The organism is Fulvitalea axinellae (genome assembly GCF_036492835.1).
Lineage (GTDB): Bacteria > Bacteroidota > Bacteroidia > Cytophagales > Cyclobacteriaceae > Fulvitalea > Fulvitalea axinellae.
Genome location: NZ_AP025314.1, coordinates 4,396,228 through 4,414,071, shown reverse-complemented (window position 1 = coordinate 4,414,071; position 17,844 = coordinate 4,396,228). Strand labels below are relative to the sequence as shown.

Below are 17,844 nucleotides of genomic sequence, written 5' to 3'. Positions count from 1 at the left end.
GCATTATGGTTGATATTACCGAACAACTTGACGGTGACGTACTGACTCTGAAAATCTTCGGGGAAGTGGACGCTTCCTCATCAATTTACCTAGACAAGGCGATCCAACAGGCCCTTGACAACAACCACAAGAAAATCATGGCCGACCTTTCCGGTCTCGAATACATATCTTCGGCGGGATTGGGCGTTTTCATGTCTTATATCGAGGACTTTAAGAATGAGTCCGTGGAGTTCGTCATCTTCGGCGTGTCGGAGAATGTTAAAAACGTGTTCGGAATTTTGGGCCTTGACAGCCTGATGACCATTTGCCCGAGCGTTGAGGAAGCCAAGCAAAAACTCGATGGAATATAAGTGTAGGATATATTGTGCTAAGGAAAAGCTCTGCGAGTTGCGCACCTTCGTGAAGAAGGTGCTCGACAAGATGCACGTTTCCGAGCGGCAGAAGAACGAGTTGATTCTGGCCGTGGACGAGGTGTGCACCAACGTTATCGTGCATTCCCACAGGTGCGATGATCGGCACTACCTTGAGCTAACGATCAAGGACCCGACTCCGGGCGCTTTGGTTTTCGAGATTTTGGATTATGGTGACGGTTTCGACATAGCCCGCTATGAGGCCCCGACGCTTGAGGAAATCATCAAAACCAAACGGAAAGGCGGTTTGGGTCTGCGTTTGGTGAAAAAAATAATGGATGGCGTGGAATATGAATACACGCCGAAAAAACACACCTACCGACTGTTCAAAAAGTGCGAGCTTACCCAATAAGCGTGAGTTCTCCTTGCGCTCTTCCGACGTTGCCAGAAAGGAATTAAATCCTTATCATTGTGTGATATCCCTCTTTTACGAGGGCTTTTTTATTGCGTAGCTAGCTCTAAGGAAAAAATTCATAAGTATGCGAAAGCTTCTGGTTTTGCCGTTTTTGGCCTTCTTGGTCTCTTGCCAAACTTTTAAGAACACAAGCTCTGTAAGTCCTGACGGACAAACCTTGCTTGTTGTGGACGGGCAACCCGTTTCGGTGGAAGAATTTGTTTACGCTTTTCAAAAGAACAGGAACCTCCGCAAAGACAGCCTTCTTGGCCGTGAGGCTGTAGACGATTACGTCAAGTTGTACGTGAACTTTAAACTCAAAGTGGCCGAAGCCAAAAGGCTGGATTACGATGAGAATCCCGAGTTTACGAAAGAATACGCCGATTATAGGAAACAACTGGCCGAACCTTACCTCTCCGGAGCCAAAGTGACGGACGAGCTGGTAAGGCGCACATACGACAGGCTGAAGCAGGAAGTGAACGCTTCCCATATCTTGATCAGGGTAGCGGAAAACGCGTCGCCTGAAGATTCACTGAAAGCTTACGAAAAGATTAAAGGTATCTTGGTCAGGGCCGAATCGGGAGCGGATTTTGGGAAACTCGCTTCCGAATACTCCGAAGACCCGTCGGCCAAACAGAACGGCGGAGATTTGGGCTATTTCTCGGCGATGCGGATGGTTCAGCCTTTCGAAGATGCCGCTTACGCTACGGCTGTCGGTAAAGTGGCGGGACCGTTCCGGACACGTTTCGGGTACCATATCCTGAAAGTGCATGACAAGATTCCCGCCCGTGGCGAAATCCGTGTGGCGCATATCATGTTGCGTTTGGACCGTAACGCCTCTGAGGCGGATGTGGCCAGCGCTGAGCAAAAGGCTATGGAAATTAGCGATGCGGCCCGTAAAGGAGAGTCGAGCTGGAAAGAGCTATGCTCTTTGTTTTCCGAAGATATTAATAGCAAAGCCAAAGGTGGAGAGCTTCCGCCATTTGGTCCCGGGCGGATGTATCCCGCATTTGAAAATGCGGCTTTTGGCCTAAGTGCCGAAAATTCAATCTCCGAGCCGGTACGTACGCCGTTTGGCTGGCATGTGATCCGTTTTTTGGAGAAAAAAGAACTTCCGGCTTTCGAGAAATTGGAAGACATGATCCGTTCGCGTGTACGGCATTCCATGAAGTCCGGAGAACTTGCCGAGGCTTTGGTCGAAAGGCTGAAAAGGGAGAACGGTTTTGTGGAAAAACTTGACGATGGAGGGAATACTCCCGAGCTTTCCTTGGGACAGTCCAGCGCTTGGGAAAAGCTCCGCAGCGAAGCCGATACTTCCAGAGTTTTGTTTACGGTAGGGAATCAGGATTTCCGAGTGGCTGATTATATCGATTATCTTGAAGATCGCCAGCCCAAAGCCGGGCCGGCCACGTTTGGGAAAAGAGACTATGACGAATACGTAAAAACGTCTCTGGTGGCCTATGAGGAGGAACATCTGGGCGACAAGAACCCGGAATTCCGTTGGCTTTCGCAGGAATATTTCGAAGGTTTGTTGCTGTTCCGCATAATGGAAGACTCAGTTTGGAGCAAAGCCTCGGCTGATACTTCGGAGCTGAGAAAATATTATGACAACCAGCCTAAGAGCTACCGTAGCCCAAAGAAAGTGGAGGCTATGATCGTAGGTGTGAAAAGCGGTGAACTCAAGGAGCGTCTGGACAATATTTGGAACGATAAAACGTTACTTAATAAAACACCAAAAAAATCGCTAGAAGAGTTTGTTAATGCCGAATCGGACGTAAATTTGTCGCCTGTCTCGGGGACTTATCGCCTTACGGATCCGGTTTTTTGCGGCAAAGTGACTTTTAGGGAAGGTGCCCACCGGTTCGAAAACGAGGGAAAACATTATTATGTATGGGTTGACAAACTGTTGCCCGACGAAAGAAAACCCTTGGAGAAGGTGCGTGGGGAAGTAATCGCGGATTACCAGGACGAGCTGGAGCGAAAGTGGGTAGAAAGCCTTAGGGCAAAACGGCAAGTGACCGTTAACCGTAAGGTTTTAAGACAAATCTATAAGCGTTTTGAATAACAATATTTTATATATTACCTGTCTGTTTTTCTTGATGTTTTCGTGCGGAGCGCCAGGCTCCGATGAAGGCGAGGGTGCGGGCAAACAGGGGACTAAACCGGCCGTCTTGGCCCGGGTAAAGGACCGTACTCTGATCTTGCCCGACGTGGCAAACATTGGGCAACAGGCTACGGACAAGGCCGACAGCGCCGAGAGAGTGAGCAGGTATATCCGTAATTGGGTGCGGAAAGAGCTTATGATTTCCGAAGCCGAATCGAAGATGAGCTTTGATCAGGCGGAAATCAAACGCAAGATCCAAGAGTATCGTTACGCCCTGATGGTGTATGAGTTTGAGAAAAACTATATCAACCGAAACCTCGATACCAACGTCTCGGAACAGGAAGTAGAGCAGTATTACAAAGAGCATCAGGATAATTTTCTGCTCAAGCAAAATATAATAAGGGGATATTTGGTCCATTTGCCCGACAATGCCCCAAAGCAGAAAAGGTTTAAGAAAATCTTTCGCTCCAACAAACCCGATGAGGTGGACGAACTGAAAGAATATTGCTTTTCGCACGCTTCCAATTACAGCCTTCAAGACTCGCTTTGGATCAATTTGGAGGAGGCGTTGCGCCATACGCCTTTGGCTAGCGTTCCGGACAAGGAAGCTCTCCTGAAAAAGAACAAGGTGGTGGAAGCGACTGAGGAGAACGGTAAGTTTTTCCTGCGGATAATGGAGTTCCGCATGTCCGATGACATCGCGCCTATAGACAGGGTTCGCGACCAGATCAGGAAGATAATTTTGAATAAACGTAAGATCGCGCTTATTTCAGCGTTAGAAGAACAGATTTATAAACGAGCGGAGAAGAATAATGAGTTTGAGATTTTCGATATTGAGTAAGGCGGTTTTTGCCCTTTTGATGGTGGGAACGGGGCTTTTCGGGACTGCCAAGGCACAATTGAGCAGTGATGTTGTTGCCGACAGGATCGTGGCGAAAGTGGACAGCCGGATCATTCTTCAGTCTGATCTGGAGCGTGCTTACCTGAACTACTTGCAACAGTCGTCGGGTTACGGTAATCTCACCAAATGCAATATTCTGGAAAAGCTTATCATCGACAAGGTGATGGTTTCCAAAGCCGAGATTGACTCCATTCTGGTATCGGAAGAGGAGGTAAACCTTGACTTGGACAACCGTTTGCAGATGATGGTTCAGCAGATCGGTTCCGAAGAGGCTATTGAGCAATACTACGGAAAAACGCTTGACGATTTCCGCGAGGAGCTTTACGATCCTATTTATGAGGACAAAGTGAAGCAGAAGATGCAGAAGGAAATCGTGGGAGCCATTAAGGTGACTCCTGCGGAGATCCAGGTATTCTACGACAAAATCCCTCGCGACAGCCTTCCGATGTATTCCACTGAGGTGGAAGTGGCTCAGATCGTGAAAAAGCCGATCCTGAACGAAACGGAAAAAGACCGTGTGGAGCAACTCCTTTTCGATCTCCGCAAAAGAATTCAGTCTGGCGAAGCCAAGTTTGAGGATTTGGCCCGTCTGCACTCAATCGACCCGGGTTCTGCCGCCAACGGCGGTGATTTGGGTTGGGTAAAGCGTGGCGTTTTCGTGCCTGAATTTGAGGCGGTAGCCATGACGATGAAAGAAAACGAAATTTCGGATCCGGTAGAATCTGACTTCGGATTTCACCTGATCCAGCTTTTGGAACGTCGCGGCAACGAATTCCACGCCCGTCATATTTTGGTGAAGCCTAAATTCGTAGAGTCGGATTTTGAGGCCGCCGAGAAGGAACTTGACAGCCTTAGAACGCTTATTGTAGCCGACTCAATGAAATTTGAGAATGTGGCCAAAGACGTTTCCGAAGACAAGCGTACGGCCGGTAGCGGTGGTTATATGACCAATGGTACCGACGGAACTTTGATCTCCGTTGAGCAAGTTGACCCTGAAATCTTTTTTACGCTGGATACCATGAAAGTAGGTTCTGTGACTAAGCCACTCCGCTTCAAAATGGCTGATGGAACAGATGCCGTAAGATTGCTTTATTTCAAGAGAAGGGTTGATCCCCACGTAGCCAATATGCAGGACGATTACCAGAAACTGAGCGAAGTGACGTTGAATTCGAAAATCAACGACGCCATGCATCAGTGGTTCCTAAAGGCAAAAGAAGACGTGTTTATCGAAGTGAATCCGGATTATAGGGACTGCGATATTCTCAAGGATTAATTCCGCTTAAGATATTCTTCTGCAAAGCCCCGTACGCTTAGGTTTACGGGGTTTTTCTTTTACAAAAGCAAACGTTCGTAATGACAGTTAATTCCCCGAAACAACAGGAACGGAAGCCGTCCGTAACGCTTTCAGCCGGAGTTTTTTTGATGATTATGACCGTGATGTTGGGCGGGGTTCTTTTGTTGAAAGCCGATATTCACGCACTTCTGCTCGTTTGCGTGGCGATAGGCGGAGTGGCGTCATACTTTGCCGGTTTTAACTTCTCCGATATTACCGAAGGGATCAAAAACAGTATAAGCAAAGCCACCACGGCGTTTATGATCTTCATTCTTATCGGAGCGACAATCGGAACTTGGATTTTGGCGGGAACCGTTCCCAGCCTGATTGTCTACGGACTCGATTGGCTCAATCCCGGTTATTTCTTGCCTTTGGTTTTGGTGATTTGTGCCGTGACATCTACGGCCACCGGAACTTCATGGGGAACTGTCGGGACGGTAGGTTTGGCCGTGATGGGAATGGGCGAGAGTATGGGGATACCTGCGCCGGTAGTTGCGGGAGCGGTGGTTTCTGGTGCTTTTTTCGGAGATAAAATGTCGCCGGTATCCGATACAACAAACTTGTCGGCGGCAACGGCCGAAGCTGATCTTTACGATCATATCAAGAATATGTCATTCACTACGGTGCCGTCGTTTGCGCTGGCATTAGTGCTGTATTTTTTTATGGGACTGCCTTACGGCGATGCTGTTACGGTGGATAGCGCCAAGGTTGAGTTGATCAGGACGACACTTGAGGGGGCTTTTCATATTAACCCCATAGCGCTTCTTCCGCTTGTCGTAGTTTTGGTTCTGAATATTTTGAAAGTTCCCGCCGTTCCCGCAATGGGAGTTGGAGTATTGCTGGGGCTGTTGGTGGCCGTATTTGACCAAGGAGCCACATTTACCGAAGCGCTGAAAGCCGTGAACGAAGGCTATACAATCAAAAGTGGAAACGAAATGATTGACAAGCTTTTGGTCCGGGGCGGAATTCAGAATATGATGTGGACCTTTTCGCTTTCGTTTATAGCGATCTGCTTGGGAGGGGTTTTGGAAACGGGACGTTTTCTGGAAGTGTTGGTAGCCAAAATAACCGAGCGGGTCAGATCGGTGAGACATTATGGTCTGATGGTGATTTCGTCTTGTTTTCTGGGCAACGTGGCTATGGGTGAAATCTACCTTTCCATTATCGTTAACGCCGGCCTGTACAAGAAATCCTTTGAGGAAAAAGGCTTGCGGAATTCCATGCTGAGCCGATACCTGGAAGAAGGGGCGACGCTCACCGGCGGGCTAATCCCGTGGACTACGGCCGGGGCTTTTATTTCCGTTACTTTGGGCGTTGACTCTTTCTCTTACGCCCCTTATGCGTTCCTGAATCTGATAAATCCTGTACTCTCTATCATGCTGACCTATTTCGGAATTTTCGTTTTTAAGAAAGTGACAAAAGAGGCCGAAACGGCTTAGGTATCTCTATTTTTCTTTCCGGTAAGCAATTTGGGTTAGACACTTATTAAGTCGGTTTAATCCAGATGTTCAGGCAAAGCGATGCACATAGAGGTTTGGCCCGTCCGATGGGCGGTGCGCAGGGAGTCGGTAAGGTTCCTCCCAGTGCTACGCTCGCCAGTTCGGCCAGTTCTTTACTGAAAGATATTCTTTCCCCTGCCGATTTTATAACGATAACCAATGAACGGGACGCTTCGGGAAAAGCAAAACCTAGGACGACACAATACAAAGTTCATCCTCAGCTGGCGGAAATAGACCGGCATCTACCCGCATATCACCAACTGATAACCGTAAGGGAACGAGCGGAAGTCACGGCCCTGAAAAAGGCCCAGACCGCACTTTCGAAAGCCAAAGTTGAAGCCTCCGGTGTAGTGGAAGCTGAACGTGTCGCTACGGAGGCCCAAGCCAAATTACAGGATCTATACGACAAAGCTTTTTCGATAATTGACCGAATGCGGATAACCATTTTCGAATGGCACCGCTTCCACCCGATGGGCCCGCTTACCGGCACGGTGGGCGATCCCGAAGATACACGCATCCTGAGCGGGCTTCTGTATTTGTTGGAAAATCTGGAAAAGGAGCACACCAGATTAGTCAATATGGTTATCCGGAAAGACATGGAACTCTGGGTTCCGGACCACACGCTTTATGATATCCCGACTCTTTCGGAAGAGGACAGCGGGGTGGAAGACACTCAGAGGCTATGGCGGAAATTAACCTCCGAGACTTTTCCTGTGAAAGTGGTTGCGGATGCTGATGGCGAACAACCGATATCATTACCGATGGCCCGTCTGGCGAGGCGTCAGGTACCTTCCGGAGCCGTTGAGTTTCTAAAAGACGAACTTGAGATGACCGACAGCATCTACTCCTCAATGGCCTGGATGATGCGGACGGTAAGGGGGCGTGAGGTACTTCGGGAGATGACTGGGCTAACGATGTCCGGTGAGCAGATAAAAGAGGTGGCGCCCGACAAGCGCCGAGCTCCAATACGCCTTCACGCTACTCATGCTTATGGTGATAAACGTTACGGGTTAAACTATCCACCGTCGGCCATCAATAAGGCTTTGAGCGGTAAATCCCAAGGCCAAAATTTTACGGAGCTAAACTTTCCCGGCAAATTCGGTCACAGTACTTTCCTTGGCAAAAAAATTCCCGAAGGGGGATTGGAAGGGACTTTTCTGACGATTTACCCGCCGTTTTTGCACTTGGCAAACGCGCTGTCTTCGGCGGGAATGGCTAGGGCTGGAAGGCACATGAGGTCTGCGCAACAAATCCGTAATTTGAGCGAGGTCGAAAATCCGATGCGCAGCGAAGTGAGATTGCCCCGGCGCTCCACTACTTGGCTTATGCCATGGAAGACCTACGGATACCTTCCGGCGGAGTTCAGTCCAGCGGAGCTGATGATTCCGGGGGAAGAGAATGGAGAAGTTTATTCTGAAGACATCGAAGCGGGAGTGGAGAAACCCAAGGAAGGAAGTTTTCCTGTAACTTTCTCGGTACCGAAGGAAAATGCCAAACGCAGATTCCGGATGGCCGGACGGAAAGTGATTTGGCGCAATCGTATTGTCAAAGGAATAGAAGACTCTGCTCCGGGAGCGGCCGGTTTTGATTCGGTATACGACGCTACAGTGGCCTCTGTCCTTTCAAAAAAAGCACAAGCTTCCGCACCCGATACCGATACAAGTCCTGTCGGGACGCTCAAAATGTATTGGCTTGATTTGCTGTCAAGGTCCGAAGGCTATGACCCGAAAGTTGACGAAACGATTCCTCCGATCCCGTCGATTATCCAAAGCTCCGACCGGAAATCATTAAGAACCGATATGATCAGGAGTGCCGGAGGTGACAGATACCATATTATGGATCTGTATATACAGACCGACTCACCGGAGCTTATTTGGTGTATGCTTCAGCTTCAGCGGGTATTGACGGGCATGCCTCCCGAAACTGTGGACAAGGTAGGGGCGAAGATGAACAAGGAATCCAAGATGTTTGAGCTTTTCGCCGGAGAAAGCAAAGACATTGGGGAGGCCGTGACAGAGGAGGTCTTCCATAATCTGGTCGGGGAACTCGCCGGAATGGTCGGTGCGGTGCTTGAGGGCCTGATAGAAACGGTGGAGCTTTTCAAAGGCGCTGTGGAGGACGTTCGCCTTCTGATGGACGAGGATCCGGAAAAAGATCCGGAAGTCTTTGCGAAAAGAGCGGTGGAAAGGGGGGCGCAACTGGCCAGGGTAGCCAAGAGCGTTTTGAGTCTGACCAAAACGATTATGGGTTTGGTCGGAAAGGCTCCGTTGGCCGTTACTTCGGCGGTTCCGGCTTTGGGTATCGTTATTTCCGCCGTAGAGGTAGCCCGGAGCGGTTACTCGCTCTCCCAAGACGTAATGAACTATTTGGCGATGCTTGACCGTGTTCGCCAGCTGAGGGTCAAAGGCGCCGCCGATCCGTTGATGGAGCAAACACTCGACGAAGATGGCGACTTGGACGAAAGCGTGCTTTATCAAGTGGCGCACGACAAAGCTTTCCGGCAGAAAGTGGTAAGCGAGCGGTTGAATCTTTTTACAGGAAGCTATAGCGAGGAAGGCTTGCGGGATGTGCGGGAACTGGACTTGGCCGAAGAGTTGAAGGATATGAACCGCGACAGGATGGTGGACAAAAGCGTAAGAATAGCCGCCGAGATAATCCGTATAGCCGGCGGAATCGTGGTGTTGACTGGCGTCAGCGCCCCGGCGGGTTTGGGTCTTAACATCGGAGCGAGCGCATTGGAAGGCGGACTGTACCTGATGCGATTCGGAGCGCAAAAAGTTAGGGACTTGGGCTGGGGCCCTCCCGAAGAGACCACCAAAGGCCTGCACCGCCACCGCCTTGAGATGATTAAGCAAATATTCGGAATGATAGTCCGCTTCAAAGGCAAGGATGATCGCCAAGCCAAACTGATAAAGGCGTATGTGAAAGCGACCGGAAGTTCCGTCAAAGAGCTATGTGCCGAAAAATCGAACGACGGACGTATCCGGGCGCTTTACAAAGCCATGAAAGACGAGGATTAGGCGCCGTGTTCCTCAAGCCATTGTTCCAATTCGTTGAGCGATTTCAGTGTGGCGTATTGATATTTGGCCTGTTTGCTGTCGCTAACTTTTTCGTGTGCCCAAGTTGTATGGAACGGGATATGAACGGCGTGTCCGCCGATATCCAGAATTGGAATAACGTCGGATTTCAGGGAATTGCCGACCATTAGAGTTTCGGCTGGATCAAGGTCATAGCGGGCATAGACCCTTTTGTAAGTGGCTTCGTCTTTTTCCGAAACGATTTCCAGATAATCGAAAAGGTCCGCCAAGCCTGATCTCGCCAGTTTGTCTTCCTGATGGAAAAGGTCGCCTTTGGTAATCACCATCAGCTTGTAATGTTCCGACAGGGATTTGATCGTCTCTTCGGCACCTTCCAGCAGGTGGATCGGGTGTTGTATCAGGTCTTTTCCGTAATCCAGAAGCTGTTGGATTCCCGTGGCCGGTATTTGTCCTTCGCTTAGCTCTATGGCCGTCTCCACTAGCGAAAGGGTGAAACCTTTGGCGCCGTAGCCGAACAGCGAGAGGTTGCGCATCTCGGTTTCGAAGAGTCTTTTCTTAATCGTATCGGTATCGCCTTTGGCGTAAGGCCTTATCATTGCCACGAACTTACTTTCGATATCGGAGAAAAACGTCTCGTTTACCCAAAGCGTATCGTCGGCGTCAAATGCTATCGTCTTGAATTTCGGTTTGCTCATTATCGTCGCTTGTGGTGATTTCGTCTTTTGCGGGGACAAAGATATAGGTTCTGCGCAGCTTTTTGTCGTCGTAAGTGTAAACCTCGCCCATAGACATAAAGATTGAGGTAAACATAAAATCGCCGCTACAAAACAGGCTATGCACGGTTAGGATGGTCAAGAATACCGTGACGAATTCCGGAAAGAAGAAAGCGCAGATAATCATTGCGCTGTTGATAACCGCAAAAGGAAGCATGGCGATATAGGCGTACTGCCGGGTGCTGAGAGATTCCCTGTGAGCCATAGCGTAAAACATAAATTTCTTCGGTATCCAGCCAAAAGAGATATTCCGTTTTCCCAAGGGAAGAAAAGCCAAGCCGTGTAAGCCTTCGTGCAGTATTATGACCAAGGAAAAACACAGAACCAACCCGATAAGAATTTGTTGTAGGCTGTCAATTATCCCTTCCGACTTGAAAATGATGAAAAACACGCTGACGGCTAGTGTGGTGATGGTCCAGATTTGGAAAAATATCATCCAGCGACTTCTTCTTGGAGCGTTGTTCAAAAGGAACTCCTTGGTTTCGTCAAAGCTGAATTCGTGAAGGATACGGAATTTTGTCTTGTCGTTTAAGTCTGTTGCGGTCATTTTGGTGGTTTGGGTTGAAATCGATTCTTGTCGTGACGGTATTTTTCAAGATGAGCGTTGAAAATAGCCTTTTGTCGTGTAAAACGAAAAACAGATTTTATTGTGTTGCTTTTTGGGATATGCCCCGCTATTTGACAAACATCTTCTTCCTTTTTCCTGTTTCCTGTTCGAAAATCGATAGGAATGAAGGTAAAGATATACGCTTTGGTATTGGTTGCGCTAGCGGTTTGGGGCGGGATGTCGAGTCTGGCCATGGCCCAAAGCATTGACCAGCCGACGACTATTGGCATTGTGGTGGACGAGTCAGACCTGCCTTATGTGCAACAACTTCGAGAGGAGATAGAACAAGTGGTCAGGAGACGGTACACAGTACTGTTTCCCGACGAGTTTACCATTAAGACGGATGGTTCCGGGAAAGAAGGAGTGGATGCGGTTCAGCGACTGGTCAAGGATCCCCGAGTCGATGTGATTATAACTCTGGGGTGGAGCAGTAGCGCGGCAGCCGTCGCCTTGAAGACCTATAAGAAGCCTACTATTGCGATGAGTATTCTGGACCCGGTGTTTCAAGGGATCCAAAAAGAGCCGATGCCGGTGTCTGGTATACGGAATTTTACTTTTATAGCCATTACCGCTGACCGGTCGGATGAATTCAGGGAACTACACAAGATTTTTCCTTATAAGCGAATAATGGTGCCTATTGTGGACCAGCTTTACGACTATTTGGGACTGAGTCCGGAAAAACTTAGAGAGCGTGAGGAAGAGAGTATTAAGGAGTTCGACGGAATTTTTCAGATTCGTGTGCCCAGAGTAGAACCTACTGTCGAATCGGTGCTTCAGGCGGTGGAGGCTGATAGCGCTGATGCGGTGATGTTAGGTTCCACGGGGTTGGACAAGGCCGGCAAAGTGACTCTGATTGATAGCCTCACCGCCCGTAAAATTCCGGCGTTTAGCTATGTCCACGAAGATTTGGAGTTGGGGGTTTTGGCTACCGTGGCGCCTAAAAATACCCGTGAGTTGCAACTTAGACGTTGCGCTTTGGATGTGGCCGATATTCTATCGGGGAGAAACGCTTCGACTCTTCCTGTGGCTTTGCAAGTTACACTGGAACCGACAGTGAATTTGGGCGCTGCGGAGAAGTTAAAAATCTACCCAAGTTTTGAGGTGTTGATTTCTGCGAACTTGTTGCATACAGAACAAGAGTTTGTACCTGAGACTGGTTTGCGAGAGGTTTTACTTGAAGCGTTGGACGGAAACCCAGATCTGAAAGCGTCAAACTACGGAGTGAAATCCAGCTATCAAGACTACAGAATAGCATTGGCGAACCTGTTTCCGACAATTAGCCTAAACGGAACCCAATCTTTTTTAAGCCCTAAAGCCGCCGGATTTACCCAAGCCGAAAGGATGTTTGATGGGAATGTGGCGCTTCAGCAAATGATTTTCTCCGAGCAGACAATGTCGGCAATTAAAAGTCAGCAACTGAATTGGCGTATGCAGGGCCAAAATTATATGGCCAGCCGTCTTGACCTAATACTGAATACGACACAGACATATTTGCAGATTTTAATGGCTGAGGCAAACCTGAAAGTACAGGAGAATAATCGCGAGTTGACAAAGAAAAACCTTCAGATAGCCAAACAGCGATTGGCTGTTGGCACTGCCGATGCCTCGGATGTTTATCGCTGGGAATCAAGTTTGGCGACCGCCACATATAATACAATTAACACATACTATACGGTGACGATGGCCAAGGCCAATCTTAACCAGATACTGAATAGAGACATCAACGCACCAATAAAGGTGCAAAACGTGATGCTTTGGGACAGTACGATGGACATGAGTTACCTGTATTGGGAGCCATATCTGAAGAACCCGCAAAGTGTTGAGCTACTCAACCAGTTTTTGCAAGAAGAATCACTCAAGAACTCACCGGAATTGAAGGCTTTGACGATAAACAACACATTGTTGAAGCGTCAGAAAAAAGCGAATAATCGACAAAGGTATATCCCGGATTTCACGCTTCAGGGCCAAGTGTCACACAACTTCTACCGCCAAGGCCAAGAACCGACATTTGGGGTAGTGGACAATAACTGGAACGCGACAGTCGGACTAGCTTGGCCAATACTGCAAGGAGGCTCTATTGGCGCCAAGAACAGGCAGTATAAAGTGAGAATCAACCAAGTGGAGGAGAATTTTGTATCGCAGGAACAATCGTTGCGAACACAAGTGCGAGTGGGGTTGCAGCAGTTGAGTGTCAGCTATTTTAACCTTGACTTGAGCCGACAGGCATTGGAAGCTTCCCGTAAGGCTTTTGGTCTGGTGCAGGAGTCGTATTTGCAGGGAAAAGCAAGCTTTGTCTCGTTGTTGGAGGCCCAGAATGCGGTGATCCAATCGGAACAATCAAGAGCAAACGCTGATTTTGTGTTTATGCAAAACCTGTTTAAGCTGGAGCGTAGCATCGGTGGTTACGGAATATTGAGAGACAATGAGGAAAACGAGGACCTGCGTCGCCGGTTTATAGAATATTACCGACAAAATACTGAAGACTAATGAGTGAAAATATGACGAGTGCTCGACAGTTGGACCTGGCTAGGAAATCGGGCTTCCGGTTTGTGTGCGCGTTGGCCAGCTTATGCCTTTTGTTTCTGGGAGCTTGCGGAAAGAAAAAGGAAAAAGTGAGCGCAGAAGAGTTGCGGCCAGTGAAATATATGACATTGTCGTATGGAAATAGCGCACTGAACCGGACATATATTGGCCAAAGCCAAGCCGAGAAAGAGATCAATCTCAGTTTTCGAGTAACTGGAAAGGTAGCTTCGGTTTTGGTAAAAGAAGGTGACAAAATTCGAAAAGGGAGCCTTATAGCCACACTGGATCCCCGGGATCTCAAGTTGAAATTGGATCAGGCGAAAGCTTCTCGAAATCAGGCGAAAGTACAGTTTAGTACATCTTCATCGGAGCTTGACAGGATCAAGGATTTGTATGAAAAGAATACGGCTTCGCTAAGCGATTATGAAAAGGCCCAAAACTCATATGCGTCAGCGCAGGCCGCGTATGAGGAAAGTGTGAAGAACGTCAACCTAGCAGAAAGGCAATTAAGTTATACAAGGCTGTATGCCCCGATAGATGGTGTTATCACCAAAAAGAGCGTGGACGTAAACGAGGTTGTACAGTCGGGAAGTACCGTGGTGGAACTTAGCTCAGAGGGTTTTCTGCAAGTTAGGGTAGGAGTGCCGGACAGCTATATCGGGCAAATCAGTGTGGGAGAGGATGCGTCGATTGTTTTTTCCTCAATAAAAGGAACCAGTTTCAAAGGCCGTGTGGCAGAGATTTCATATTCAAAAAGTGCGGGATCTACTTACCCTGTCAATGTGGATATTCTGGATGCTAATTCCCATGTGAGAATAGGGATGTCGGCACGGGTGACTTTTAAGCCCGAAATAGGCAGTAACGGGTCGATGAGTCTTTATCTGCCCGCCGATGCGGTAACGGAAGGTCAATCTGGAGAGACATACGTTTTCGTGGTAAGGGAAGAAGGCGGAGTAATGGTTGTGAAGAAAACGACTGTTGAGTTGGGTGATTTGACCAATCAGGGCTTTTTGGTTCTTTCGGGAGTGAAAGTGGGGGATAAGGTTGTGACCGCAGGAATTACCAATCTTACAGACGGGATGAAAGTGACGTTGTTAAAAGGGGCTGGAGCCTAATAATCCAAAAGCATGAATATTACCAAAACAGCGCTCAATAACACCCGCCCGACGATCGGGTTGTTCGTGATTTTATTCATTCTGGGCTTAGCGAGTTACGGATCCATGCCTCGGGATGATATGCCTCCGTTTAAGGTGAGATATGCGTTGGCTATAACAAGATTTCCCGGGGCTAGTCCTGAGCGGATGGAACTTTTGGTGACTGACAAGATAGAGAAGATCATTCAGGAAGTTCCGGAGGTGAAAAATATTACTAGCGAGAGCCGTACCGGCATTTCTATCGTTACGATTCAGCTTTTTGACGAAGTTCAGGATTTACAGCCTGTTTGGGATCATATCCGAAGAAAAATTGAGTCTGTCCAGTCCCAGTTACCTGAAGGTGTAATCAAAACCGAATTCAATGATGAGTTTGGTGATGTTTACGGCATTATGGTGGGACTTACTTCCGAAGGGTTTACGTTCGAAGAGCAGAAAGAGTACGCCGACGATGTCCGTGACGCATTACTAGAGCTTCCTAACACAGGTAAAGTGGAAATTGCCGGCGTCATTAACCAGACAATTTATGTGGCGTACGATAACGCTAAACTCGCTGAAGTCGGCTTGACAAAAGAGCGCCTAGAGCAGATTATCCAGAAAAGCAATATTGTGTCGTCAGGCGGATCCATCGTTTTGGGCGACAAACGGATTGTCCTCGAACCCACGGGGGATTATAAAAGTGTGGAGCAGATTATGCAAACCCTTATCCCTACTGGTGAGAACGGCGAAGGCTATGTTTACCTAGGGGATATTGCGGATGTGTACAGTGGCTATGATGATCCGATTAGTGAATTTATGAAGATCATGGGGCACCAAGGCCTCGCATTGGCCATTAACCTGAAGAAAGGAGCGAATATCACGACACTTGGACAAGAAGTGGATGAGCTGACGGACCAATGGAACGCCCGTCTTCCTTATGGTCTGAAGTTGGTCAGGCTTACTTCTCAAGACCTTGAAGTGCAACGGTCAGTCAACAATTTTACCGTGAACCTGATTCAGAGTGTTGTTATTGTTCTTTTGGTTATGCTGTTGTTTTTGGGGTGGAGGACAGGCTTTATCGTGGCATCTCTTATTCCGACAACGATTGTGGTCACTCTTTTCCTGATGGAAAAAATGGGGCTGGGGCTTAATCAGATTACTTTGGCGGCGCTTATTATCGCATTGGGCATGCTCGTTGACAATGCGATTGTGGTTTCCGAATCGATAATGGTTAAGCTGGAAAAAGGAATAGATGGCTTCAAGGCTGCTTGCGAAACGTCCAAAGAGCTTGTCATACCGTTGCTGACTTCTTCCCTAACCACGATCGCCGCGTTTTTGTCATTCTATTTGGCGAAGTCCGTTATGGGCGAACTGTTTGGAAATCTTGTTTTGGTGGTGAGTCTGGCCTTACTGTCGTCATGGTTGATTTCCCTTACGTTGATTCCGATGCTGTGTGTTTTCTTTTTGAAGAAGAAAGAGAAAAGCGATGAGGAAGGAGATGGGCAGAAGGGGTTCTTCGGGAAAATTCTGGTTTACTATTCCAAATTGCAAGAGTGGTCACTTTTGAATTCTCGGAAATTGCTAACGATTGTCGTAGGGTTATTTGTAGCCGCCATCTTCGGGTTTACGGTTCTCCCTTTCCTATTCTTTCCGGACAGCGATAAAAACTTGGTGTATGTCAATATGGAGTTGCCTTTGGGGACCCGTATTGAGGAAACGAATAAGATGGTGAAGAAAGTGGAAAACTATTTGAACGATAGCCTTCTGGTGGGTCCTAACCGAGAAGCTGGAGTTACGAGTTTTTCGTCTTTCTTGGGGCAAGGCGCTCCAAAATATGATCTGGGTTACACGCCTGTACAAAGTAACACGGGAAGTGCCCACATAATAGTGAATACCACCACTGGAGCCGTAAACCAATGGGTTATCGACAAGTTGACGGCCTTTATCTTTGAGGAATTACCAGAGCTGAATACATTTCAAGTTTCGAGACTTCAAGGAGGTGGAGGGTCGGCCTACCCTATAGAAGTTCGGATTACAGGCGATAATATTGATGACTTATACCAGTTGGTAGATCAAGTAAAAGCTCGTTTATCCTCTGATCCAGGAACGCAGAATATTTCTGATGACTGGGGCGTGAAAACGAAAAAAGTGGTTGTGGAGATAGACCCGCTGAAAGTCGATGAGGCCGGAATAAGTAACTCGGATGTGGCGGTGTCTTTGCAAACGACATTATTGGGTACTCAGACGGGGCAGTTTCGTGAAAATGATAAAGTCATTCCGATTTTGCTCAGGAATGAAAGGGCGACGGACGTTACGATTGACGAGTTGAAAGACCTGAATGTTTATTCGCAAAGCAACGGATCTAGTGTGCCATTAGCACAGGTAGCAAGGTTTCAGATTGATTGGCAGAACCCACAGATTCTAAGGAGGAATTTGAAACGGACAATCACGGTAAGGTCACAGGTGAAGGATGGTTTTACGGCGGCGGGAATAATGAAAGGCGTAACCCCATGGCTTAATGAAAACTCAAAGAACTGGCCTTTGGGATATAGCTATGAATTAGGCGGTGAGGCCAATGACAGTAAAGAAGGAATAGGTTCAATCGCTAAAAACTTGCCTATTAGCGGTTTCATTATTTTGTTTTTGATGTTGATGCAGTTTAACTCCCTCAGAAAAATGGGAATAGTTGCGATGACTATTCCGTTAGGGTTGGTGGGATGCGTTTTGGGACTGCTTTTGGCGGGGTCCTATTTCGGTTTCTTTGCGTTTTTGGGCTTTATTTCGATGGCGGGGGTAATCGTCAATAACGCCATAGTCTTGATTGATAGAATAGCGATAGAGGAAAAGGAATTAGGGAAACCTTTGTTTCAGGCAATTGTGGATGCTGGAAGACAGAGGTTTAGGCCAATATTGTTGACCACATTCACCACAGCGTTTGGGCTGTTGCCACTTTGGTTTGATAACGGAATGTGGGTTCCTATGGCGGTAAGCTTGATTTTCGGGTTATTGTTTGGCACATTCCTTACACTGGTGTTTATACCTGTGTTAATTAAGATCTTCTTTAAAGCAAAGGCTCCGGAGATAAAATAATAAAACTTGGATTCGGGTAAGAAGAAGTAAGGTGAGATAAGA

12 protein-coding genes are annotated in these 17,844 nt (G+C 47.8%); 10 read left to right on the top strand and 2 right to left on the bottom strand.

Going from position 1 to position 17,844, the window contains the following annotated elements; genetic code table 11:
* Positions 1 to 5 precede the first annotated feature (5 nt).
* From AABK39_RS17120 to AABK39_RS17090, 7 genes are all read left to right on the top strand, one after another.
* Positions 6 to 350, top strand: a complete 345-nt coding sequence (locus AABK39_RS17120; protein WP_338392546.1) for an STAS domain-containing protein — start codon at positions 6 to 8, stop codon at positions 348 to 350.
* Complete coding sequence (locus AABK39_RS17115) at positions 340 to 762, top strand: ATP-binding protein (protein ID WP_338392545.1); 423 nt, start codon at positions 340 to 342, stop codon at positions 760 to 762. Before AABK39_RS17120 ends, AABK39_RS17115 begins: the two co-directional genes overlap by 11 nt.
* A gap of 127 nt (positions 763 to 889) precedes the next feature.
* Complete coding sequence (locus AABK39_RS17110; RefSeq protein WP_338392544.1) at positions 890 to 2,869, top strand: peptidylprolyl isomerase; 1,980 nt, start codon at positions 890 to 892, stop codon at positions 2,867 to 2,869.
* Positions 2,862 to 3,749, top strand: coding sequence for a peptidyl-prolyl cis-trans isomerase (locus tag AABK39_RS17105; protein ID WP_338392543.1), 888 nt, complete (start codon positions 2,862 to 2,864; stop codon positions 3,747 to 3,749). The genes AABK39_RS17110 and AABK39_RS17105 overlap by 8 nt, the downstream gene beginning before the upstream one ends.
* Positions 3,721 to 5,082 carry a peptidylprolyl isomerase gene (locus AABK39_RS17100; protein WP_338392542.1) on the top strand — a complete coding sequence of 454 codons (1,362 nt, stop codon included), beginning with the start codon at positions 3,721 to 3,723 and terminating at the stop codon, positions 5,080 to 5,082. The genes AABK39_RS17105 and AABK39_RS17100 overlap by 29 nt, the downstream gene beginning before the upstream one ends.
* An 80-nt stretch (positions 5,083 to 5,162) precedes the next feature.
* Complete coding sequence (gene nhaC / locus AABK39_RS17095) at positions 5,163 to 6,581, top strand: Na+/H+ antiporter NhaC (protein ID WP_338392541.1); 1,419 nt, start codon at positions 5,163 to 5,165, stop codon at positions 6,579 to 6,581.
* Positions 6,582 to 6,646: 65 nt separating this feature from the next.
* A complete protein-coding gene (locus AABK39_RS17090) occupies positions 6,647 to 9,661 on the top strand; it encodes a hypothetical protein (RefSeq protein ID WP_338392540.1) in 3,015 nt (1,004 codons plus the stop codon).
* On the opposite strand, the gene AABK39_RS17085 is transcribed toward AABK39_RS17090, so the two are convergent.
* Both AABK39_RS17085 and AABK39_RS17080 read right to left on the bottom strand, forming a co-directional pair.
* On the bottom strand, positions 9,658 to 10,374 hold the full coding sequence (locus AABK39_RS17085; RefSeq protein WP_338392539.1) for an HAD family hydrolase: 717 nt from the start codon (positions 10,372 to 10,374) through the stop codon (positions 9,658 to 9,660). The two genes, AABK39_RS17090 and AABK39_RS17085, sit on opposite strands and share 4 nt — an antisense overlap.
* Entirely contained in the window at positions 10,340 to 10,999 is a 660-nt protein-coding gene (locus AABK39_RS17080) for a DUF3267 domain-containing protein (protein WP_338392538.1), read from the bottom strand. Before AABK39_RS17080 ends, AABK39_RS17085 begins: the two co-directional genes overlap by 35 nt.
* A 183-nt stretch (positions 11,000 to 11,182) precedes the next feature.
* On the opposite strand from AABK39_RS17080, the gene AABK39_RS17075 reads away from it, so the two are divergent.
* The 3 genes from AABK39_RS17075 to AABK39_RS17065 are packed head-to-tail and all read left to right on the top strand — an operon-like array spanning position 11,183 to position 17,802.
* The gene (locus AABK39_RS17075; RefSeq protein WP_338392537.1) at positions 11,183 to 13,546 is read left to right on the top strand and encodes a TolC family protein; all 2,364 of its coding nucleotides are present in this window, start codon (positions 11,183 to 11,185) and stop codon (positions 13,544 to 13,546) included.
* Positions 13,547 to 13,557: 11 nt separating this feature from the next.
* A complete protein-coding gene (locus AABK39_RS17070; protein ID WP_338392536.1) occupies positions 13,558 to 14,697 on the top strand; it encodes an efflux RND transporter periplasmic adaptor subunit in 1,140 nt (379 codons plus the stop codon).
* 12 nt (positions 14,698 to 14,709) lie between these two features.
* Positions 14,710 to 17,802, top strand: coding sequence for an efflux RND transporter permease subunit (locus AABK39_RS17065; protein ID WP_338392535.1), 3,093 nt, complete (start codon positions 14,710 to 14,712; stop codon positions 17,800 to 17,802).
* Positions 17,803 to 17,844 lie beyond the last annotated feature (42 nt).